Origin of the sequence: Paenibacillus sp. FSL H7-0350 (assembly GCF_038593195.1) — a bacterium.
In the GTDB taxonomy this organism is placed as follows: domain Bacteria; phylum Bacillota; class Bacilli; order Paenibacillales; family Paenibacillaceae; genus Paenibacillus_AQ.
Genome location: NZ_CP151972.1, coordinates 980,680 through 1,002,316, shown reverse-complemented (window position 1 = coordinate 1,002,316; position 21,637 = coordinate 980,680). Strand labels below are relative to the sequence as shown.

Below are 21,637 nucleotides of genomic sequence, written 5' to 3'. Positions count from 1 at the left end.
AGGAGGCTTCATGTGGACGAATTCAGACGTGTATTATTACTCGGGACCGGACCGGTGACCCTTCAGCTGGCGGTCTTGTTCAAGAAGCATTTCGACTCCTATCTAGGCATCGCCGGGAGAATCTCCCGCAGGTCTGAGTCATTGATGGCCGCGCTTCACGCAGACGGTAATCGGTTGTTCACTACCGCACAGAATGATTCACACCGCAGGATGGCAGGTGAATGCCGTGCAGATCAGGTTTTTCAGGACTATAGGGCGGTAAAGGGGACATGGGATACCCTCATTGTATCCGTCACCGCCGATGCCTATCTGGAGGTACTGCGCAGCCTGGATACACAACTGCTCACGCATGTGAAATGCGTCATTCTGGTGTCTCCGACGCTGGGTTCCAACCGTCTGGTTCACCATTACATACAGGAGACGGGCTCCAAGGCCGAAATTATAAGCTGTTCCACTTATCTGGGTGATACACGCTGGATTGACGGTGTACCTTCCAACCGTGCGATAACTACCGGGGTTAAGAAAAAAGTTTTCATTGGTTCATCACAGCCCGCGTCCCATCATCTCCACCTGCTGAAGCAGCTCTACGAACGTCTGGGAATTGCTCTGGTTGTCATGAAGTCTCCGCTGGAGGCGGAGAGCAGGAACATCTCCTTATTCGTTCATCCGCCGCTCTTCATGAATTCATTCTCACTTAAGGCCATATTTGGCCAAGATCACAGCCGGAAGTATGTATACAAGTTATTCCCGGAGGGGCCAATTACTCCCCAGTTAATTCACGAAATGGTGGAGTGCTGGAGAGAGTTGTCAGCGCTGCTTGATGCCCTCGACCTGCCAAGCGTCAATCTGCTGAAGTTCATGACGGTCGACAATTATCCGGTCAGAGCGGAGAGTCTGCCGCAGCACATGATTGAAAGCTTCGAGTCGCTGGAGCCGATCCATCAGGAATACCTCGTATATGTCCGTTACGCCTCTCTCCTGATTGACCCGTTCTCGGATCCGGACCCGGAGGGAAGATACTATGACTTCTCCGCTGTCCCCATTCAATCTGTATTCATGAACAAGGATGGAGCATGGGATATCCCGCGGATGCCCAAGGAGGATTATTACCGCATTAAGATCATTCAGGGCATCGCAGAGCATGTGAAGGTGAGTTGTCCCACGATTGATACATTTATTAAACGGTATGAGCAACAACTGAAGCGTTCAGCCAAGGTGCTCCAGGGACAGCCCGTTTCCGAAGCGTTCCATGTCCAGTCATTTGCCGGCGATATTGAGCGGATCTGCAGCAATACAAAACTATACTAATCATTCAACTTGGGGGAGTTCAGATGAGAAAGAGATCTACTATTTTTGTGGCAGCAGTTACGATAGTGATGCTGCTCGCCGGATGCGGCGCGGCAGAGAACAGGCAGACGGAAGCGGGTAAGCCCGGCCAGGAGCTGGTATACGCCACGGTGAAGGATATCAACGATATGAATCCGCATTTGTATCCCGGCTCCATGCCGGCTCAAGGAAAGGTCTACGAATCGCTGGTTGAGAATACACCGGGTGGTATCCAGCCCCTGCTTGCAGAATCCTGGGAGATCTCCCCGGACGGGACCGTCTATACGTTCCATCTGAGACAGGGTGTGACTTTCCACGACGGGCAGCCGTTTAATGCCAAAGCGGTGAAGCAGAATATAGATGCGGTGCAGCATAATGCCGCTAAGCATACCTGGATCAAGCTGTCAGACAAAATCAAAGAAACGAAGGTGACCGGTGAGCATACCTTTGAGTTGACCTTGTCAGAGTCGTATTACCCGACATTGCTTGAGCTATCCATGACAAGACCGTATGTCTTCCTGTCCCCGCAGGACTTCCTGAATGGAGAAACCAAGGATGGGGTGAAAGGCTATCATGGAACGGGCCCTTACCGTCTTGCTGAACACCGGACGGACCAATATGCGGTGTTTGAAGCGAATACTAAGTATTGGAACGGTACACCTGCCATCTCCAAAATCACGGCCAAGGTGCTGCCGACCGGGGAAACAACCTTCCTGGCCCTGCAAAAGGGGGAAGTCAACTTTGTGTTCACCGATGACCGCGGAACGGACAGTATCGATACGGAGGCTATGGACCGGCTGGCCGAATCCGGAGTCTATCAGGTCGTGAGAAGTGAGCCGATGAATACGAAAATGATTGTGGCCAATAGCGGCAAAGCAGACAGTCCCGTGCAGGATAGAGCCGTCCGCGAAGCGGTCTGGCACGCCATTGACCGGGATACGATCGCCGGGCAAATCTTCAGCGGCAAGGAAACTCCCGCCGGGACCTTGTTCTCTTCCAATGTGAACTATGCGGATATCGGACTGAAACCGCGGGCCTATGATTTGCAGGAAGCAGAGCGTCTCCTGGAAGAAGCCGGCTGGACCCGCTCCGGCGAAGAGACCCGCACGAAGGGGGGCAAACCTCTGTCCATGACATTATATTATGATGCCGCTTCGTTATCCCAGAAGACGGAGGCCGAGCTGATCCAGAATACCGTCAAAAGCATAGGCATGAAGCTGGAGCTGTTGGGTGAGGACTCCTCCTCCATTGCAAGCCGCAGAGCAGCGGGGAACTATGACCTCCTGTTCAACCAGACCTGGGGGCTTGCTTATGACCCGCAAAGCACAGTCTCTGCATTCACTTCGGAAACCGCGTATTACCATGCCATCAAAGGCATCGGCCGGGCCGAGCAGCTCAAGGGCAAAATTGAAGAAGTCATGGTAACCACGGATGAGGAGAAGCGCAAAGCTCTGTATGCAGATATTTTGACAACGGTTCATGAAGAGGCCCTATTCATTCCGTTAACGAACGGCAATCTTACCGTAGTCGCTCCCGGCAACCTGCAGGGCATCAGCTTCAAGCAAACGCAATTTGAGCTTCCCTTCGAGCGTATGAGCTTCAAATAAGCCGGAGGCGGAAAGGAAGGTCTGTATGAGCGGATATATTCTCAAAAGGACACTGCTGGCAGCGCCGCTGCTGATCATTATTTCGTTCATGACCTTTGCGCTGAATCATCTGTCCCCGCTGAATCCGGCTGAGGTGGTTCTGCGCTCTCAGGGGGTGCCGCAGATTACGGAGACGTTAATTGCGGAGACTGAAGCAGCACTCGGGATGGACAGGCCGTTTCTGATCCGTTATGCGGATTGGCTGGTCTCCTGCCTGCGGCTGGATTTCGGCGATTCCTATATTACGGGGACTCCGGTGTGGTCTTTGCTGGGCCCGGCTCTGCTTAATACGCTGAAGCTGACGATGGTATCCGTTATTGTCATCCTGGCATTATCTGTGGGTCTGGGAATTCTCTGTGCGCTGAAAGAAGGCCGGCTGCTGGACCGCTCGGTCCGCGGTGTCTCCTTCTTCCTGACATCTATGCCGTCTGCCTGGCTTGCAGCCATGATGATCTGGTATTTCTCCGTCAAGCTGGACTGGCTTCCGACCAGCGGCATGGACTCATCCGCCGGCTATATCCTGCCCGTGACGGTGCTGACTGTCAGTTATGCGGGAATCTACTTCCGTATCATCCGCAGCTCCATGCTGAGCCAGCTACATGAGGACTATACGCTATATGCAAGGGCATGCGGTTTGCCTGAGCGGAAGATTACACTTCGCATGCTTAAGAATTCCATGCAGGTCGCGGTGTCGGTGTTCTGCATGGCAGTTCCGGTTATCCTGGGAAGCACCGTTGTGGTAGAGAGCATCTTCGCCTGGCCGGGGCTTGGAGCCTTAACCGTGAACTCCATACTGGGGCGGGATTTCCCGGTTATTCAGGCTTATGTCCTGGTGCTCGCAGCGTCCTTCGTGCTGTTCAACACCTTGTCAGATCTTATCAATGCAGCGCTGAATCCAAGGCTGAGGAAGGAGTTCTAGATGACTGTCTATCGTAAAATGTGGAGCGACAAGCTGGCCGCCTTATCACTGACGGTCACTGCAATGGTCGCAATCCTTGGCATTTGCGCTCCTTGGTTTGCTCCTCACAGCCCGGAACAAGTCCATATGGAGCTGCGCTACGCATCCCCATCGTGGCAGTACCTGCTGGGCAATGATCATCTCGGACGCTGTGTGCTGTCCAGATTAATCTATGGTATTCGTCCCAGTGTGCTTTGGGTTTTTGCCGCGCTTCTGGTCTCCTTGTCCTTCGGGGGCGTTCTCGGAATTCTGGCAGGCTACTTCCGGGGGAAGACGGATCACATGATCATGAGAGTCTGCGACATCATGCTTTCCTTTCCCGGATACGTCATGTCGCTGGCTGTAGTCGGTATATTGGGGCCGGGAATCCAGAATATTCTGATTGCCTTCGTGATCATGAAATGGGCTTGGTTTGCCCGCGTCATCCGCACCTCCGTGATGCAGTTTGCTGAAGCTGATTATGTCAGATTTGCTAAGGCAATAGGGATGGGCAACGTTAAGATCATATGGAGGCACATCCTGCCTGTAGCGCTGCCGGATATTGCAGTGATCTCCAGCAGTGCTTTTGGAACCATGATCCTGCAGATTTCCGGGCTGTCCTTTCTCGGTCTGGGCATTCAGGCACCTCACGCGGAGTGGGGGATGATGCTGAATGAAGCAAGAGGGGTCATGTTCTCCCGGCCTGAGCTGATGCTGGCCCCGGGACTTGCGATCGTAATCGTGGTGTCGGCGGTTAATTTCTGCTCCGACGCCCTTCAAGCAGCACTCGACCCCAAGCTGCAAAGCAGCACCCGCAAATCACTCCGTGGCCTGGGGTTGTTCCCGGCCAAACCGAAGGGAGAAGAGGTGGCATAACGATAGTGAACATACTAGATGTTTCGAATTTGCGGATATGGGACGATACGACGGGCAAGGTGGTGGTCTCTGACAGCTCCTTTCAGGTGAGGCAGGGGCGCTGTCTGGCTATTGTCGGAGAGAGCGGCAGCGGCAAGTCTGTCACCTGCCGGGCGATCATGAGATTGAATACCTTCAACATGAGACAGTCAGGGAGTATTCGGCTGAACGGGGTTGACCTCGCAGAACTGTCCGAAGCGGATATGCGCAGGCACAGAGGCAAGCACTTGTGTCTGATTATGCAGCAAGGCATGCGGGCGTTCGATCCTTCAAGCCCGGTCGGAAGCCATTTCAGAGATACACTTCGGCAGCATTATGGCTGGGGCCGGACTGAGATCACGTCCAGAATGGCCAAGGCCATGGAGAGCGTCAGGCTGCATGATCCGGTTGCGCTAATGAACAAATACCCGCATCAGCTATCCGGAGGAATGCTGCAGCGGATGATGATTGCGCTGGCGATTGTTCTTGAGCCCACGCTGATTATTGCCGATGAGCCCACCTCGGCGCTGGACACGCTGTCGCAGTTTGAAGTGCTTGAGCAGCTGATAGTCCTGCGGGAGGAGACAGGCTGCGCCATGATCTTCGTCTCCCATGATCTGGGCATTGTGCAGCGGATCGCTGACGATATCGTGGTGATGAGAGACGGCGAAATTCTGGAGTGCGGAACAACGGCTGACATTTTCTCGGGGACCAGGCATGAATATACCAGACATCTCCTGGATGCGAAGCAGAGGCTGAACCGGCATTTCAGGCACAGGATGGGAGGGCATCAGCATGTTGACCGTTAGTCAGGTGGAGAAATCCTATGGAGGCGGGAGAGGGTCATCCCGCAGCCCCAAGAAGGTGTTACATAATATCAGCTTTGTCTTGGAGAATGATGAGGTGCTGGGCATTATCGGGGAGAGCGGCAGCGGCAAATCAACCTTGGGAAGGCTGCTGCTTGGCATCGAGAAGCCGGATAAGGGAAGCCTTCATTTCGAAGACAGAGATATAGCAGAGCGCTCAGGCCGAAGGAGGAGGATTAGTGCAGTATTTCAGGACTATACTTCTTCTATTCATCCCTACTATACGGTAGAGAAAGCCCTGGCCGAGCCGCTTAAGCTGTACGGGTGGAAGGACGGGGACATCAGGCTGAGAATAGACTTCCTGCTGCGCCAGGTTGGACTGGATTCCTCTTACCGCAGCAAGTATCCTCATGAATTGTCCGGGGGAGAAGCGCAGCGGGTGTGTATTGCCAGAGCCATTTCCACAGAACCGAAGTGCATTGTGCTGGATGAAGCCGTCAGTTCGCTTGACGCCTCCGTCCAATTTCAGGTGCTGGAGCTGCTGAAGGAGCTGAAGGCATCCTACGGCATGAGCTACATCTTCATCACACATGATATCCAGGCAGCCGTCTATTTGTGTGACCGCTTGATGTTTATCCGTGACGGGCAGATTGAAGAGATCGTGTCTGCCGGGCAGTTAACTGAAGTCCGCTCGGAATACGCCTCAATCATGCTGCACATGGCATTAGAACTGGCAGGCCAGGATGAAGGCTGCAATGCCGGCGGGGAGAAACGGAAGGAGAGAATATGGTGAAGGGAGCCCTCGCTTGGCCCTTTCTGCGCTTATATGCATTAACACTCTTGTATTTCAGTGCGAACTCCATTCTGAACGTAATCATTCCCTTAAAAGGAGAATCCCTGGGGGCCAGCAATTCGGCCATTGGTATCGTGATGGGGGCGTATTTATTCACCACCATGTTCCTCCGTCCCTGGGCGGGCCAGGTTATTCATCAGTGGGGGCCTGTTAAAGTACTGCGTGTCATTCTGGTGATTAACGCACTAGCCTTATCGTTATATACCTTTACCGGCTTAGGCGGCTTTTTTCTCGCCCGGATGCTGCAAGGGGTGTGCACAGCTTTTTTCTCGATGTCCCTGCAGTTGGGCATCATTGATGTTCTGCCGGAGAAGGATCGCTCACAAGGTATTTCTATGTATTCGCTTTGTGCATCAATGCCCGGTGTAATAGGCCCTTTACTCGCAGTGAACATCTGGGAAGCGGGGGAGATGAGCACTTTCACAGTGGTGTTGATTGGAATCGCTGTACTCACAGGAGCTGTAGGATTCAGCGCCACGATACAGACGGGGGCAGATCATCGGCCCATTGTTCAGAAATCCGGCATGCGGGGGTCGTTTGGGCAGCTATTGACGAATCCGGATTTATTCCGTTGCAGCGTGCTGATGCTGGCGGCATCCATTGTATTTGGCGCAGTGACCACCTTCATCCCTTTGTATGCAGCCCAGATTGATCATGGCAGTGCTGCCGTATATTTAATGCTGCAGGCAGCCATGATTGTTGCCGCACGATTTTTTTTGCGCAAAAAGATCCCCTCGGACGGACAATGGCATCCTGCATTTGTGGCATGGATTATGACTGCACTCACGGCAGCGTCTTTATGCACAGGCCTGTCTTCTATCAGCGGATTTGCCGTGTTTTATTGCGGCGCCTTATTCATGGGACTTGCCCAGGCGTTGCTGTACCCTACCTTAACGACCTACTTGACATTTGTACTCCCGGAGCTTAACCGTAACGTGTTGATCGGCCTGTTTATTGCTATGGCGGATCTCGGCGTATCGCTTGGCGGAGTAGTGATGGGCCCCGTTGCTGACTGGTTATCCTATGCTTGGACGTACTATATCTGTGCAGTATTGGGCGGTTTGTTATTGCTATTTGTATATTGTAAGAGGCTTAATGATTAACCCAATTTCAAGACCTTCACCAGCAGGAAGCCTAACACGGATAGCAGAACAGATCCAATGAATCCGGCTCCGAAGGCCTTTAGGCCCATGCGTCTAAAAGCAGCCAAATCTACGTTCAGACCCAGGCCTGCCATAGCCATTGCAATGAGGAAATACGCAGCAAGTATAAGCTTATCCGTGATTGCTTCAGGAATGATCTGCAAAGTATTGACGGTGCTCATTAGCAGGAACCCCAGGATGAACCACGGAACCGGTACAGACTTCCAATTGGATGGTCCGGACTCCGGGTTCTCCTGCCGCTCTTTGCGCTTGGCCCAGATTCCTATGATTACAGCGATCGGCACCAGCATGGTGACACGGGTTAATTTGACGATGACGGCCAGGTCAACCGCCTGCTTGCCGGCCGGCCCGGTTGCTGCAATGACATGAGCGATTTCATGGAGTGTGGCCCCTGAGAAGATGCCGTAGCCCAGTGGAGTCAGGGTAAGGAAAGGGTAGAGAAGGGTATACGTCAGTGTAAAAATGGTGCCTAAGATTGCAACGGTTGCCGCGCTGATCGCCGTCTCCTCGTCACTGGCTTTGAGCTGCGGAGCGATGGCTATTACCGCTGCTGCTCCGCAGATCGCCGTGCCGCAGGCCGTCAGCAGCCCCAGTCTGGATTCTACCTTGAACCATCTCGCCAGACCAAGCACCGTACAGATCGTGAACCCGATACACACCAAGGCGATTAGCACCACCTTGGGACCAGCCTGAAGGATATCCTTCAGGCTAAGTCTCATGCCCAGCAGAATGATGCCATACCGCAAAAGCTTTTTGGAGGTAAAGGAGATTCCGGGTGTTAAATAACTTGGAACGCCTAGCGTGGCTCTCCAGATCATTCCGAGCAGAATAGCTATGACTAATTGCCCCATAATGCACAGGAAGGGGAAGGCGGATACGTATTTGGCGAACAGGGCCAGCATTAGAGGCAAGGCGATACCGAGCGCAAAGCCCAGCTTCTTCTTTTCTTCCATGTGCACAGCTAAGTGTAGATTCATCGAAGTCACGTCCAATAGGTTGAATTTAGTTCCTTTAAACACTATATTCAGTTATGATTGATTAGGGAAATACGGATTTTAAATGTATATCATAATAAAATGTTATCTTAAAGGGGCGCGCGAACGATCATGCTTGAATCCTTGGTGGTCTATGTAACGGTTGTGGAGCAGCGGAACTTCTCCAGGGCGGCAGAGCTTCTGCATCTGTCACAGCCTGGGGTCAGTCTGCAGATCCGTAATCTGGAGAAGGAACTCGGCGTAAAGCTCATGAACCGTTCGCCCAAATGGGTGAAGCTGACGGAAGCAGGGGAGCTGTTCTATAGACGGGCGAAGGAAATGCTGAATCTCTATGAGTCTGTTAAGCTCGATCTGGCCCGGCTGCATGATACCGTGAGCGGAAGCTTACATATCGGGGCAAGCTTTACGATTGGCGAATATGTGTTGCCCCGGCTGTTCTCATCCTTCGCCAAGCAATATCCCGATGTGGACATGGGGATGACGATTGCGAATTCAACGGAGATTGTCTCTGCCTTGCGGGAGAATAAGATTGAAGTGGGGCTGATTGAAGGAAGCATCGAGGCGGCGGATCTGCAGGTTGTTCATTTTATGAAAGACGAACTGATTATCGTCGCTGCTGAGAATCACCCGCTCTCACGAACCGGCGCGGTGGAGGTGGGCGTACTCCAGGATCAGATATGGGTGCTGCGTGAGAGCGGTTCGGGGACGCGTTCGTTCAGCAATCATTTTTTGGCACAGGCTGGTCTAAGAATGAAGCGCTCGTATGAGATCAACAGCAGTCAGGGAGTGAAGGAGGCTGTCGCTAACGGACTGGGGATTTCTATTCTCTCGAAGTGGGTGGTCCGCAGGGAGATCGAGACCGGTAAGCTCATAGAAGTTCCTGTGCAAGGCCTGAGCCTTGAAAGAGACTTCTCGATTGTGCGGCTGACCGGTCATGTTCCCAGCAGAGCGAATGAGGTGTTTGTGGAGAGGTTGGTGAAGCTGGATAGTGCATTTGCCTGAACCGGAATAGTGACTATATAAATTGAACTAATGGTTTTTATGTTTTGGGATTACCGTGACTCCAGAGAAGTTTTGGACTTCCGGCCGCTGTTGTCTGCAGATTTCTTGATTTATCCCGTTTGTAACGGTAGAAATCCGCAGACAAAGGCGGTCGCTACCGCTCCTCCAGTTCCAAAATTCCCCTCCGCCACTTTTCCTTTAACTATAATTTTTTAGTTCAATCTATATATGTCATTTAATGGTCTGGTATACGAGGCCTAAGGCTCCAGAATCAAATGTCTTATTTTCAATAAGCTTCAGATTAGTCTTCTCCTGGATACCTTGGAATAACTTCAAGCCGCTGCCGATCAGGACGGGGGAGACCGTAATTTTATACTCATCGATTAAACCAAGCTGCATAAGAGTGTGGGCGAACCGGGGACTGCCGAGAATGATGATATCCTGGCCTGGCTGCTCTTTGAGACGCTTGATCTCTTCCTCGACGTTCTCTTTGACCAGTCTGGAATTATTCCATTCAACGTTCTCCAGGGTTGTGGAAAAGACCACTTTGGCTGTCTTCTCAATCCATTCCGCATGATCCCGTTCGTGCTGCGAAGCGGAGGGATCTGCTGGGACGGAAGGCCAATAACTATACATCATTTGATATGTACCACGACCCCAAATGACCGTGTCCGCAGTACTCAGAATTTCCCTCGCGTGGCTCTCCAGATCAGCATCATAGGCAACCCAGCTAATATCCATTGGGCCGTTCGGGCCTTCTACAAAACCGTCAAGCGAAGCGTGCAGAAATAGAACGAGTTTTCTCATCTTCATTAATCCTCCGATATCCAATTTGGTTATTGGATTTAGTATAACTCATTAAAATTAAAGATTGAAACAAGAGAAAAGTTGGATAATAATGATAATGTTAACTTTATCAAATTAATTGGAGGAAAAGCAATTGCGCAAACAGAGAGTAACCAGCACCTTTTTAATCACTATTTTTGCAGTATTCTATTTATTTAGTGGAGTATCGGCTGCTAACAGCATCTCACCAAGTAGTGACTTGAAACCATTATGGAACATCTCAAATGAATCTGAACTGGATATGTTCCTACAAGCACCGTACCATGTGCCTAATACCAATACAGTTTATATTCATACCAATACCTTTGTGAATTCTGAGACAAAAAGCTGGATGGTTAGTGTAGTTTCAGCCGTAGATAAGACTACAGGTAAGAAAAAATGGTCATTTGATTTTTATAAAAAAGGGATACCTTATCCATGGACTACTTCTGATTTCGCCTACAGTCAGAGCGGTTCTATCTATGCCTTGGTGAAAGACGGGGGTGGGTCAAGATTATATTCTGTTAACTCCTACGGAAAGCAAAATTGGGTGATAAACGTTCCGGATGCCCAGAACCTATACGCAATGAACAATGGTACAGTGTTGTTAATAAACTCCGATAAAGTAGATTCAAAAGGTAACCGCACACCATGGGCTTATGCATATAGTCAAAACGGAAAAAAGACGGGGGAGAAATCACTAACACAAATGTACTCGGTTATAGACGGCCAATATCTTGTCACGCAGACAGGGCCATTTGGAAAATCCAAACTTGAAGTGTTTGGCCCAACGTTAAATCGATTGTTTACTTATACGCCTCCTGCAGGAGCAGGGTTATACGTTGACGAAATGTCCTGGCGTATAAATAAAAGTAATATACTCCTGCGTATGAACTTACCAAAAACAGGGAATCGATTAATCGCGATAGATTCAAAAGGCAAGACTTTGTGGGGAAAAAATATAGCTGGAGACGCTTCGGTTCAATCCATAGGCGAGAATTATGCCATATATGAGAATAATGAGTTAAGTGTTTTTGGAGCAAAAGGACTCATTGTAAAAAAGCCAATTCAATTAGGTGATCCTATGAATGTAGTCTTAAATACTACAGATAATAAAATCAGAGTTCACTCTGAGAATTGGATGGATATTCTAGATCCAATTACACTCAACATTATGTATCATATTCCATATGATGATGATGAGAAACAATTGGAATATTATTATGCTGGAGATGGATATCTGTATTTATTAAAAAATGGTTACCAATTATCTCAGTTTAAATTAGACAAGGTCACAAATTCAAAATAACTAAAATGAAACTACCGCTGATGAAGCCGCGGTAGTTATTTTTGTAAGCAATTATAAAGTCACCTTTAACTTCTTCACAAAACCCGTATTTTGTACATATGTATATAGGTGTAGTTAACGCCTATTAACTACTACCTACAACACTTTTTCGCAACAAGAACATTTTAGTCTGTGCCAGGTCCGTGATCAAATTTAGTACCTTTTCCAATAGCATAAAATTGGCCGCCAGCAACATAGTGTATTGTTCGCAATTCATCAGGAGCATCATCAAAAATCCAATGTCCGTTGTTGAATACTCGATCATCACTCCAAGCACCGACAATTTCACCCATGAAAAGATCATGTTCTTGTTCATTTTCAGAATTTGGGATTACCTTGCATACTAGCCAGCCAGCGCAACCTTCCACTAGTGGTAAATCAAACCCTTCTTCGTAAAATAGCGGAATCTTATCAAGTTTATTGTCTACTTCTTTAGTGCTGTGCTCACCAACATACAAGACAGTTTCCATTTGTTTAACAGTTGGAACTTGTACTACATAATACCCACTCTTTTCAACGAGTTCACGTGTGAAAGCTTGTTTGCCGATAAATGCCATTACTTTGTTATTTCCTACCAGACCGACCCATGCGGCAGCCATTACATTTGCTATCCCATCGTGTTTAGCAGAAATCATGGTTGTTGGACCTACTTGCAATAAACGGTATGCTTTCTTTAAATCAACAGGCTTAATTGCCATTATCGTTCACCTTTTCAATTTTATTATTAAGAGTCATTGTTGTATAGTATAATAGCAACATTGAAAAAGACTAGTATGCACTTTTTAGTAAGATACTATCAAAAAGGAGAGTATTGCATGATTCACAGTAAAACAAGAAATGAAAAAGAAGACAGTAATGAATCATTTGTATATACCTTATCGCTAATTAGTGGTAAATGGAAATTACATATCTTATTCTTGCTATTGAAGGAAGAGATTATGCGTTACGGTGAGTTGAAAAGAGCGCTTCAAGGAATTACTCACAAAATGCTTAGTAATCAATTAAAAGAGCTAGAGGCTGATTCGCTCATTACACGCCATGAATACTCACAAGTACCTCCTAAAGTTGAATACAACCTTTCAGAGCGTGGCAAGTCCCTCATCCCTGCTCTGCAAGTGCTTTGCAAATGGGGAGCTGATCATATAGATGATGAACAATAAGTCACGAGGCATTCACTTAAGGCGCTATTATCGTAAAAATAAATAAGCTTGAGGTTCGCACGCGCATGGAGTATCATTCCACCATCTAACTTTCGGTATCGACAAAAACGGCAGCGTTCCAGATTTGGAATCACTGCCGCTATGGATAAAACCAAATTAGGCTTTGACTGTGTACATCAATTCTTGTGCATTGATTGTGGTACGACCAGCCGATTGGATATCCGTATATTGATACATGTTTGTAACAATGACCGGCGTAATCAAGTTGTAACCCGCTTTCTCGATCTCTACACGGTCAAATTCCATCAATAAATCGCCTACGGATACTTTAGCCCCTGCCTGTACCTTTGGCGAGAAGAATTGGCCCTTCAGCTTCACGGTATCAATTCCGATGTGAATCAGCATCTCTGCGCCAAGATCACTGACGAGGCCAATAGCATGTCCACTCTTGGACACAGATATTACTGTACCGTTAACTGGAGAAACTGCACGTCCTTCAGTAGGTAGAATAGCAAATCCTTTACCCATCATCTCTTCGGAAAACGCAGGATCTGGCACCAGGCTAAGCGGCTTAATTTCCCCATTCATGGGGCTAAATATGGGTTGATCCTGTAATGTAATGTCTTTCGTTCCTTCAGATGCTGTCGGGGAACTTGCTGATGGTGCAACCGTCTCTTCCTCGAAGCCCAGTATATAAGTAATTACGCTAGCTACAACGAATGCAATTAAAGCACCAATCAGTGCATAGAGCAGGTTGCTAATGTCTGGGCCGACATATGAGGCCGCTCCCGGAAGACCTACAGTGCTAATGAAATAGGCTTTAACAGAAAAGCTTCCCAAAAATGCCCCGGCAGCTGCTCCCCCAATGAGCGCTGCAATAAATGGTTTTTTGAATTTCATGTTAATTCCGTACATTGCAGGCTCCGTAATTCCCATAAGAGCAGTAAGTCCTGTAGAATAAGAAAGTGATTTGGTTTGGGTGTTTTTGGACTTGAAGCCCACACCAAATGCAGCACCACCCTGTGCCATATTAGCTGCGAACATTAGCGGAACGATAAAATCGTACCCAAGTGCTGCTATCGAACCAACTGCAAGCGGCAACAGCGCATAATGCATGCCAGTAATAATCAGTACAGACATCGTACCACCAATCAAAATACTCGCCAAAATGGATGCGTTATCAAATAACCATCTAATTCCCCCAGATAAACCGTTTCCAATAATCCCGCCAAGTGGCCCGATGGCTATCAAGGTTAGTGGTACCATGATAAGTAGCGTAACGGTTGGTACAACAATCATTTTCAGTGAAGAATGAGTGATGCGGTCAATAGCTCTTTCCACGTAAGCAGCAATCCAGATTGCAATGACGATAGGAATAACCGATGAGGCATAGGATGTGGCAATAACCTTAATGCCTGCAAATGATGTATCACCCTCTTTAAGCAAGGCTGTAATGGTTGGATGCATGAGGCCGGCCGCTAGTGCAGCTCCCACATAAGCATTGCTACCCATTTTCTTCGCGGCACTTATGGCCAAAATAATAGGCAGGAAGTAGAACGCTCCATCGCCAACGGCGGACAAAATGACATAGGTTGAACTTGTATTCGTCATCCAGCCAATAGCTACCAGAATGGATATGATCCCTTTGATCATCCCTGCTCCAGCAATTGCTGGCAGGATTGGTGTGAACATGCCCGAGATGAAATCAAATAACGCGCTGATCGGATTCCTTTGTTTCTTTCCTTGTTTTGAAGCGCTGTCTTTTTTAGTGGTCTTGCTCATGTTGTTCACTAGTGCTTGATACACATCGGATACTTCATTGCCAATGATCACCTGGAACTGTCCGCCGTTTTCCGTTACACCCATAACGCCAGGCGTGTTTTTTAATGCTGCTTTGTCTGCTTGATTGTTATCGTTAAGATTAAATCTCAGTCGAGTCATACAGTGAGTAACTTGATCAATATTTTCTTCGCCACCAACCAGCTTGAGAATATCCTTGGACAATTGTTGTTTATCCATAGTACTTGAGCCCCTTTATGTTTTTATTAGGAATATGTTATAAATTCATGATACTCAGATCAAAGCAGTAAATATATAGATTTTCGTGTTTTGTTTGCAGTGACACATAATGACTCTTGTAACAAAAATGTAACGTGTTGTTTTTTTAAAAAAGGTGATGTATACTGCCTAAGCAGATTACCTATTCTTATTATTATGGTCTAAGGGAGTGTATATCCATGTTCACCAGTGAGCAAATCTCGTCCTATAATGAATTGGAGCTATCCTTGTATAACTATATTACTCAAAACATGGAAAAGGTGGCGTACATGCGTATTAGAGAGCTGGCCGATGAAACTCATGTCTCTACAGCCACCATTCTTCGATTCTGCAGAAAGAATCAATGTGAGGGATTTTCGGAATTTAAAGTAAAACTGAAGATGCTTGTTTTCCAAAGGGATAAACTAACCAAGCAGGATTTGAAAAGTCCACATCATGCGGTCTATGAGTTTTTTGAACGTTCTCAAGCTCCTGAATTGGAGGAGAAAATTCGAATGGCAGCAAAGTTAATTGCTGAAGCCAGTAGCGTCATTTTTATTGGTATCGGGAGCTCAGGAATCATGGGCGAGTATGGAGCCAGATTTTTTTCAAATCTAGGGATCTGCTCCGTGTACATAAAAGATCCTCATTATCCTGTTCATACTCGAGTGCAAAAAAACAGCGTTACGATTGCATTATCTACGCGAGGTGAAAACCCGTATGTTCTCCCTTATCTCCAACGGATCAAGCAGGGGAATAATAAAATTGTTGCGATAACGAACAATCGCCAATCTACCATGGCTAAAATTTCAGATGTGAATATTCCTTATTATGTAAAAGAAGAGTATTACGAAACAACTAACATTACCACTCAGGTTCCTGTTACTTTCCTGTTAGAATGGCTCGGTCGAGAGGTTTTCAAAGAAATGGAGAATATAGAATGAGAGAGCACCAAAAAGAGAGTCATGTGGACTCTCTTTTTGGTGCGGGATGACTACGTTTGACTCTTTTCCGTTACTAGTTTTCCCCGTGTTGCTGCAATTTGCGTCATAATCATTAGGATAATGATCACAAGCATTCCAATCAAAGCTGGTGTGAAGCTATTGGAAGCATCATGAATCCAACCTAGCAGTATTGGACCCAGTGCTCCAATCACATACCCGGCCGATTGCTGCATCGCTGACCAGGAAGTCGCATCGTTAACATTGTTTGTAGAATCAATCGGTAACATCAGGTTTAAAGTGAACAAGCCCCCTGCTCCAACCCCAAAGAGCACAACAGAAACCATCGGTATGAAATTGATCATCAATAAAATCAACCCAACCATCATGAACAGTGATTCACCAACCATCCATACTCTTCTTGAAGGAAAGTTCTTCAATAATACAGGAAGTATAAAACTAATCGGAATTTGGATGACAACAAATATGGTCAGACAAAGCGTTGCATAGGATTTGCTATACCCCATCTCCTGAATCATTAATGGGAGCCAGGCTGTAAAAGAATAAAACAACATAGCCATTAATCCAAATGAAAGAGTAAGAGTCCATGCGCTTCTATTTCCCCAGGGAAGTTTAATTTGCGGGCGATTTTGTATTTCACTCCCATTAGCAGATTCAGATCGAGGCTTCACCATGATCCACCAAATAATCGCTGCCACGAAGGCAATGACTGCCCATCCCCCTACCGCCTTCTGCCAAGAATTGAAATATTCCTCTAAGGGAATAGATACCATTGAGCTAACCGCAGCACCTACAGTGATCGCAATACTATAGAGTGCAATCATGGATGGAACGTGATCGGGAAAATACTTTTTAATAAAACCTGATGTTAACGGGCCGATCGAAGCGATCCCGATACCTACGATCAATGCAGATACAAGTAAAACGAACGTTGAGTGTGTAAATAGACGAGTGGATATTCCGATTCCAACTACAAGCAGGGAATATCCAATCATTCGTTCTATCCCCCATCGTCCACTTACTTTGACGGCAAAAGGTGAAAATACTCCCATACATAGTACAGGTATTGAAGTTAACAAACTGGCAAGTGCCGCGCTCATCCCCAGATCTTCCCGAATCGTATCTAGCAGTGGGGATAGGGAATTAATGGCGGGGCGCAAATTCAATGTAGCAACAAATAATGCAATAACTAAAAATATATTTTTTCTCATCTTCTACTCCCTAATGTTCAGATATCAAATTGTAAAATAACAAAGAACCGCCCGTTCGCGGCCCTTTGTTATTTTTATTCTGTTTTCCAATATTAGCGCCTATCGCTATTCTCGAAACAAACTGCTCCCGTTGGTCTGAATGACATCCTTATACCAGTGGAAGGACTTCTTACGATAGCGTTCCAATGTTCCTGAACCATCATCATTACGATCCACATAGATGAATCCGTACCTTTTTTTCATTTCTGCAGTTGTTGCACTAACCAAGTCAATACAACCCCATGTTGCATAACCCATCAATTCAACACCATCTTGAATGGCTTCAGCGACTTGAAGCAAGTGCTCCTTCAAATACTTAATGCGATAATCATCAATAACTGTTTTGTGGCCATGCTCGTCCGTGATCAGTTCATCTACGGCTCCTAATCCATTTTCAACGATGAATAATGGTTTCTGATAACGGTCATACATCGCATTCATGATGTACCTCAGGCCTTGGGGATCGATCTGCCAACCCCACTCACTCGCTACCAAGAGCGGATTTGGAACACCTCCAATGAGATTTCCCTTCCCTTTAATTTGCTTAGCAGGATCAGCCGTTTCACAAGAACTTTGATAGTAGCTAAACGAAATAAAGTCCACGGTGTTTTTCAAAATATCTTCGTCGCCAGGTTCAAAATGAATCGTAATCCCGTTATCTTTCAAATAACGTTTCATATAGCCTGGGTAGTAACCACGCACATGGACATCCGTGAAACCTGTATTCTTATGATCAGCTTCCATCACTTTGATCATATCATTAGGGTCAGGAGTCAACGGGTAAATCGGCATAGCAATGACCATACAACCAATTTTGAACTCAGGGTTAATTTCATGGCCTATTTTAACCGCCAGCGCACTTCCAACAAACTCGTGGTGAACCGCTTGGTACAGATCCTGTTTGCTAAGTTGATCCGCATGTGTGTTAATCCCGCCGCCTACAAACGGATGTTCCAGAATCGAATTAATCTCGTTAAATGTGAGCCAATACTTCACTTTGTCTTTATATCTGTCGAAAATGGCTCGCACATAACGTTCATAGAAACCGATCATTTTTCGATTCGCCCAGCCATCATATTCCCTAACGAGATATAGAGGAGTCTCATAATGAGAGATCGTAACTAGAGGTTCAATCCCGTATTTCCGGCACTCGTCAAACAGGTTGTCGTAAAATTGGAGGCCTTTTTCGTTTGGCTCAAGTTCATCCCCTTTGGGGAAGATTCTGGACCAGGCGATAGACGTGCGGAAAACTTTGAAACCCATTTCGGCAAGGAGTTTAATGTCCTCCTTGTATCGATGATAGAAGTCAATTGCAATTAACTTCATATTATCCTCTGTTGGTTCTGTTGTTGGAGGTGTCTGAATACCGTGCGGCATGATATCTGAAATGGAGAGTCCTTTCCCGTCCTCTAGATATGCACCCTCAATTTGGTTCGCAGAGACGGAACCGCCCCATAAAAAACCATTAGGAAATTGAAATGTTTGATTCATTTGGTATGTCCACCTTTCTTATAAACCTTCAGCTGTTCACAACCTATGTTACAGAGATTATTTCATGAAATACATGTTATTTCGTATTTAGTTCAAGGTATCATAGATTCACATTTGTAACATAAAAGTAACGCTGTGTTTCAACAGTTATCTATACGCTGGCAAAACAAAAAAAGCCGCCAAAACGACGACTTCATCATGATAAGTTATTTCAATATTTTGCAGTTTGGCAATCGACTTCAACGCAGTGGGATGATCCAACGTGTGTTCGTCGTCAAAGGACAGAAGGTTTCCATCTTTTGAATTTAATGCATCGCCAGCAATTAACGTTTGGCTTGGAATATGATATAGCGACATGTGATCTGGCGTGTGTCCTGGTGTAAAGACGACTTGAATACCGCCTGCCAGGGGCAGAATGTCTCTATCCTTCAGTGCCTGATGAACGTGCACGGACGGTGCGAAGGTTTTACTTTTAAGAAGCGGAATGGCTCCCGTAAGATAGGGTACAGCCTCCTAATGTGCGAGTACCGTTACCTCGTTCCCCCTGGCCTGAAGTAGTTCCGGCAGACTGCCAATGTGATCGCCATCTTGATGCGTTATAATGACATGCGTCAGCTTATCTAGACCCAAACCTTCTGCTTCAAGTAACGTACTGATTTTATTTTTGAAATAGATCTCTTTCGTCTTAAGCTATGATTTGGGCATTGATGTTCAGGTATTTGACTAGCGCTTCAGCATCTTCTACAGTTGCAGCATGTCTATTCTCCTGTTTCAGCAAATCGTTTGATGCGCTCGCCCACTTGATCACGAACTCGTTGAAACACCGCCCATTTTTCCTCATCTGTTCCTTGGGCCTTCGCCGGATCGTCGAATCCCCAATGCTCCCGTTTCACCTGTGGCGGAGTAACCGGGCATTTATCTGCTGCATCTCCACATAATGTAATGACGAGATCAGAGCTATTCAGCAGCTGCGGATCAATAATATCTGATGTTTGACCTGAGATATCTATACCTACTTCACTCATCGCCTGAACGGCTTTCGGATTCAAACCATGAGCCTCAATGCCGGCACAGTAAACATTCCAGTCATTGCTCAAATATTTCTTGGCCCATCCTTCCGCCATCTGGCTCCGGCAGGAGTTTCCTGTACACAAAAAGTAAATGGTCTTCTTATCCATAAGTCTCAATCTCCTTCGAGTTTAAAATAGGGTCAATGTTATATATAAACCAAGCAGTGTGATGAACAGCGTAGGGATCGTCAAAATAATGCCTGTTTTAAAGTACGTTCCCCAGGATATCTTTACTCCTTTGGTGGAAAGCACATGCAGCCACAGTAAGGTAGCCAGCGAACCAATCGGTGTTATCTTCGGTCCTAAATCAGAACCAATAACATTCGCATAGATCAAAGCTTCCTTAATCAGTCCGGAAGTGTTCGTGGCATCAATGGCCAGCGCATCAATCATTACGGTAGGCATGTTATTCATTATCGAAGAGATCACCGCGGCAATAAAACCCATCCCCATCGTAGCGGCGAACAGCCCTTGATCTGCAAAGGCCTGGATAACATCAGCCAATACATTCGTTAGTCCAGCATTCCTCAGACCATATACGACAACATACATGCCGATGGAAAAGAACACAATGGCCCAAGGTGCCCCCTTCAACACTTCTATTGTGGGAACAGCAGGACTTCTCCTTGCCATGAGCAAGAAAAAGATCGCGATGATACCCGCCACTATGGATACCGGAATATTCAGGAATTCACTGACAAAGTATCCTGCAAGCAGAAGCGCAAGTACGAACCAGGATAACTTAAACATCTGCTTGTCTTTAACAGCCGCTTCAGGGTTCTTTAGCTGGGAGCTATCAAAGTTTCTTGGAATGCTTTTACGGAAAAAGAGATAGAGCACAAAGATGCTTGCCCCTAAAGAAAATAAGGTTGGCATTAACATCCGTCCGGCGTATTCCATAAAGGTTAGCCCGAAAAAGTCGGCCGATACGATATTCACCAGATTGCTTACAACCAGGGGCAAAGACGTAGTATCTGCTATAAACCCGCTGGCAATGATGAACGGAAAAACCTTTTTCTCATCAAAATTCAGCGCACGGACCATAGCCAGCACAATTGGTGTTAGAATGAGCGCTGCTCCGTCATTAGCAAAAAATGCCGCTACTACAGCACCAAGAATGATGACATAGATAAACATTAGGGTTCCATTCCCGCTAGCAGCTTTGGCCATATGTAAAGCAGCCCATTCGAAGAATCCAATTTTATCGAGGATTAGGGAGATCAAAATGATTGCTACAAAGGCCAGTGTGGCATTCCACACAATCAACGTAACATCCAGAACATCCTTCAAGCTGACGACACCGACAAGTAAGGCGAGTAACGCTCCGCCGCAGGCAGACCAGCCAATGGACAGATTTTTAGGTTGCCAAATAACAAAAACCATCGTGACTATAAATATCAGACTTGCCAGAGCTACCAATGGTATTCCCTCATTGTATGTCTAACTCCACGCATCAGAGCACTCCCTTCAAAGAGTTAAGTTTAATGTCACGAATCATTATATAATTATATGATTATATATTCAACGAAAAAGTGTTACTCGCAGCATGCAGTTTTAGAAGGTTTATTCAAATGCAAGAGAATGCCACTCGCATCCGGAGTGAGATTTAGGATCGCCTTAACATGGGGTTTATCTTCAATGTTTAAAGAATAGTACACCCACTGCCCCCTTTTCTGTTCCTTTACCAGTCCGCTGCTTTTTAATTTACGTAGATGCTGACTAACGGCTGGTTGAGAAATGTCAAAGAGATCCACGAATTCACATACACACCACTCTCGCTCTTTTAGAAGTGTAAGGATCGTGAGACGCGTCTTATCTCCAAGGAGCTTTAAGTCTTCTGCAAGATTATCAAGTGTATCCAATTTAAAATCT

At 46.7% G+C, this 21,637-nt stretch carries 20 protein-coding genes and 1 pseudogene; 11 read left to right on the top strand and 10 right to left on the bottom strand.

Annotated elements, in window-relative coordinates; all coding sequences use genetic code 11:
- Nucleotides 1-12 precede the first annotated feature (12 nt).
- The 7 genes from NYE24_RS04625 to NYE24_RS04595 are packed head-to-tail and all read left to right on the top strand — an operon-like array spanning nucleotide 13 to nucleotide 7,565.
- Nucleotides 13-1,308: an opine metallophore biosynthesis dehydrogenase gene (locus NYE24_RS04625; protein WP_342478177.1), complete on the top strand. Its 1,296-nt coding sequence runs from the start codon at nucleotides 13-15 to the stop codon at nucleotides 1,306-1,308.
- Between the two features lie 23 nt (nucleotides 1,309-1,331).
- The gene (nikA, locus tag NYE24_RS04620) at nucleotides 1,332-2,933 is read left to right on the top strand and encodes a nickel ABC transporter substrate-binding protein (RefSeq protein ID WP_342478176.1); all 1,602 of its coding nucleotides are present in this window, start codon (nucleotides 1,332-1,334) and stop codon (nucleotides 2,931-2,933) included.
- A gap of 25 nt (nucleotides 2,934-2,958) precedes the next feature.
- Nucleotides 2,959-3,891 carry a nickel/cobalt ABC transporter permease gene (gene opp1B, locus NYE24_RS04615; RefSeq protein ID WP_342478175.1) on the top strand — a complete coding sequence of 311 codons (933 nt, stop codon included), beginning with the start codon at nucleotides 2,959-2,961 and terminating at the stop codon, nucleotides 3,889-3,891.
- Nucleotides 3,892-4,785: a nickel/cobalt ABC transporter permease gene (gene opp1C / locus NYE24_RS04610; RefSeq protein WP_036695307.1), complete on the top strand. Its 894-nt coding sequence runs from the start codon at nucleotides 3,892-3,894 to the stop codon at nucleotides 4,783-4,785. It abuts the gene before it with no gap.
- A gap of 5 nt (nucleotides 4,786-4,790) precedes the next feature.
- Nucleotides 4,791-5,612 (top strand): ABC transporter ATP-binding protein, encoded by an 822-nt coding sequence (locus NYE24_RS04605; protein ID WP_076157966.1) that lies wholly within the window; start codon nucleotides 4,791-4,793, stop codon nucleotides 5,610-5,612.
- The gene (locus tag NYE24_RS04600) at nucleotides 5,599-6,402 is read left to right on the top strand and encodes a dipeptide/oligopeptide/nickel ABC transporter ATP-binding protein (protein WP_076157963.1); all 804 of its coding nucleotides are present in this window, start codon (nucleotides 5,599-5,601) and stop codon (nucleotides 6,400-6,402) included. Before NYE24_RS04605 ends, NYE24_RS04600 begins: the two co-directional genes overlap by 14 nt.
- Nucleotides 6,399-7,565 (top strand): MFS transporter, encoded by a 1,167-nt coding sequence (locus NYE24_RS04595; RefSeq protein ID WP_341027926.1) that lies wholly within the window; start codon nucleotides 6,399-6,401, stop codon nucleotides 7,563-7,565. The genes NYE24_RS04600 and NYE24_RS04595 overlap by 4 nt, the downstream gene beginning before the upstream one ends.
- Here the strand turns inward: NYE24_RS04595 and NYE24_RS04590 are convergent.
- A complete protein-coding gene (locus tag NYE24_RS04590) occupies nucleotides 7,562-8,602 on the bottom strand; it encodes a YeiH family protein (protein WP_341025463.1) in 1,041 nt (346 codons plus the stop codon). The genes NYE24_RS04595 and NYE24_RS04590 overlap by 4 nt on opposite strands.
- A 126-nt stretch (nucleotides 8,603-8,728) precedes the next feature.
- Between NYE24_RS04590 and NYE24_RS04585 the strand changes: the two genes are divergently transcribed.
- Entirely contained in the window at nucleotides 8,729-9,622 is an 894-nt protein-coding gene (locus NYE24_RS04585) for a LysR family transcriptional regulator (protein ID WP_342479200.1), read from the top strand.
- A gap of 231 nt (nucleotides 9,623-9,853) precedes the next feature.
- Here NYE24_RS04585 and NYE24_RS04580 read toward each other — a convergent pair whose 3' ends face one another.
- Nucleotides 9,854-10,429, bottom strand: coding sequence for a dihydrofolate reductase family protein (locus NYE24_RS04580; RefSeq protein ID WP_342478174.1), 576 nt, complete (start codon nucleotides 10,427-10,429; stop codon nucleotides 9,854-9,856).
- 133 nt (nucleotides 10,430-10,562) lie between these two features.
- Between NYE24_RS04580 and NYE24_RS04575 the strand changes: the two genes are divergently transcribed.
- Complete coding sequence (locus tag NYE24_RS04575) at nucleotides 10,563-11,756, top strand: hypothetical protein (RefSeq protein ID WP_256706816.1); 1,194 nt, start codon at nucleotides 10,563-10,565, stop codon at nucleotides 11,754-11,756.
- 164 nt (nucleotides 11,757-11,920) lie between these two features.
- Here NYE24_RS04575 and NYE24_RS04570 read toward each other — a convergent pair whose 3' ends face one another.
- Nucleotides 11,921-12,493: a flavin reductase family protein gene (locus tag NYE24_RS04570; protein ID WP_342478173.1), complete on the bottom strand. Its 573-nt coding sequence runs from the start codon at nucleotides 12,491-12,493 to the stop codon at nucleotides 11,921-11,923.
- Between the two features lie 117 nt (nucleotides 12,494-12,610).
- Here NYE24_RS04570 and NYE24_RS04565 point away from each other — a divergent pair, with 117 nt between their 5' ends.
- Nucleotides 12,611-12,955, top strand: a complete 345-nt coding sequence (locus NYE24_RS04565) for a helix-turn-helix domain-containing protein (protein ID WP_342478172.1) — start codon at nucleotides 12,611-12,613, stop codon at nucleotides 12,953-12,955.
- Between the two features lie 156 nt (nucleotides 12,956-13,111).
- Here the strand turns inward: NYE24_RS04565 and NYE24_RS04560 are convergent, their stop codons facing one another.
- Nucleotides 13,112-14,974, bottom strand: a complete 1,863-nt coding sequence (locus NYE24_RS04560) for a beta-glucoside-specific PTS transporter subunit IIABC (protein ID WP_342478171.1) — start codon at nucleotides 14,972-14,974, stop codon at nucleotides 13,112-13,114.
- A 218-nt stretch (nucleotides 14,975-15,192) separates the two neighbouring features.
- Between NYE24_RS04560 and NYE24_RS04555 the strand changes: the two genes are divergently transcribed.
- Nucleotides 15,193-15,936: a MurR/RpiR family transcriptional regulator gene (locus NYE24_RS04555; RefSeq protein WP_342478170.1), complete on the top strand. Its 744-nt coding sequence runs from the start codon at nucleotides 15,193-15,195 to the stop codon at nucleotides 15,934-15,936.
- A gap of 50 nt (nucleotides 15,937-15,986) precedes the next feature.
- Here the strand turns inward: NYE24_RS04555 and NYE24_RS04550 are convergent, their stop codons facing one another.
- The 6 genes and pseudogenes from NYE24_RS04550 to NYE24_RS04525 all read right to left on the bottom strand — a co-directional run bounded on the left by NYE24_RS04550 (nucleotide 15,987) and on the right by NYE24_RS04525 (nucleotide 21,627).
- Nucleotides 15,987-17,165 (bottom strand): MFS transporter, encoded by a 1,179-nt coding sequence (locus NYE24_RS04550; protein WP_342478169.1) that lies wholly within the window; start codon nucleotides 17,163-17,165, stop codon nucleotides 15,987-15,989.
- Between the two features lie 105 nt (nucleotides 17,166-17,270).
- A complete protein-coding gene (ascB, locus tag NYE24_RS04545; protein ID WP_342478168.1) occupies nucleotides 17,271-18,695 on the bottom strand; it encodes a 6-phospho-beta-glucosidase in 1,425 nt (474 codons plus the stop codon).
- A 147-nt stretch (nucleotides 18,696-18,842) separates the two neighbouring features.
- Nucleotides 18,843-19,352, bottom strand: a pseudogene (locus NYE24_RS04540) (MBL fold metallo-hydrolase).
- 101 nt (nucleotides 19,353-19,453) lie between these two features.
- On the bottom strand, nucleotides 19,454-19,873 hold the full coding sequence (arsC, locus tag NYE24_RS04535; RefSeq protein WP_342478167.1) for an arsenate reductase (thioredoxin): 420 nt from the start codon (nucleotides 19,871-19,873) through the stop codon (nucleotides 19,454-19,456).
- A gap of 21 nt (nucleotides 19,874-19,894) precedes the next feature.
- On the bottom strand, nucleotides 19,895-21,184 hold the full coding sequence (locus NYE24_RS04530; RefSeq protein WP_342478166.1) for an arsenic transporter: 1,290 nt from the start codon (nucleotides 21,182-21,184) through the stop codon (nucleotides 19,895-19,897).
- Between the two features lie 116 nt (nucleotides 21,185-21,300).
- Nucleotides 21,301-21,627 (bottom strand): metalloregulator ArsR/SmtB family transcription factor, encoded by a 327-nt coding sequence (locus NYE24_RS04525; RefSeq protein WP_036696882.1) that lies wholly within the window; start codon nucleotides 21,625-21,627, stop codon nucleotides 21,301-21,303.
- Between the last annotated feature and the right edge of the window lie 10 nt (nucleotides 21,628-21,637).

Bases quoted from the DNA above. Each gene is read 5' to 3' on its own strand.
- NYE24_RS04600 (WP_076157963.1), top strand. From the start codon at position 5,599: ATGTTGACCGTTAGTCAGGTGGAGAAATCCTATGGAGGCGGGAGAGGG.
- NYE24_RS04560 (WP_342478171.1), bottom strand. From the start codon at position 14,974: ATGGATAAACAACAATTGTCCAAGGATATTCTCAAGCTGGTTGGTGGC.
- NYE24_RS04570 (WP_342478173.1), bottom strand. From the start codon at position 12,493: ATGGCAATTAAGCCTGTTGATTTAAAGAAAGCATACCGTTTATTGCAA.
- NYE24_RS04550 (WP_342478169.1), bottom strand. From the start codon at position 17,165: ATGAGAAAAAATATATTTTTAGTTATTGCATTATTTGTTGCTACATTG.
- opp1C (WP_036695307.1), top strand. From the start codon at position 3,892: ATGACTGTCTATCGTAAAATGTGGAGCGACAAGCTGGCCGCCTTATCA.
- opp1B (WP_342478175.1), top strand. From the start codon at position 2,959: ATGAGCGGATATATTCTCAAAAGGACACTGCTGGCAGCGCCGCTGCTG.
- NYE24_RS04565 (WP_342478172.1), top strand. From the start codon at position 12,611: ATGATTCACAGTAAAACAAGAAATGAAAAAGAAGACAGTAATGAATCA.
- nikA (WP_342478176.1), top strand. From the start codon at position 1,332: ATGAGAAAGAGATCTACTATTTTTGTGGCAGCAGTTACGATAGTGATG.
- NYE24_RS04555 (WP_342478170.1), top strand. From the start codon at position 15,193: ATGTTCACCAGTGAGCAAATCTCGTCCTATAATGAATTGGAGCTATCC.
- NYE24_RS04580 (WP_342478174.1), bottom strand. From the start codon at position 10,429: ATGAGAAAACTCGTTCTATTTCTGCACGCTTCGCTTGACGGTTTTGTA.
- ascB (WP_342478168.1), bottom strand. From the start codon at position 18,695: ATGAATCAAACATTTCAATTTCCTAATGGTTTTTTATGGGGCGGTTCC.
- NYE24_RS04590 (WP_341025463.1), bottom strand. From the start codon at position 8,602: ATGAATCTACACTTAGCTGTGCACATGGAAGAAAAGAAGAAGCTGGGC.
- arsC (WP_342478167.1), bottom strand. From the start codon at position 19,873: ATGGATAAGAAGACCATTTACTTTTTGTGTACAGGAAACTCCTGCCGG.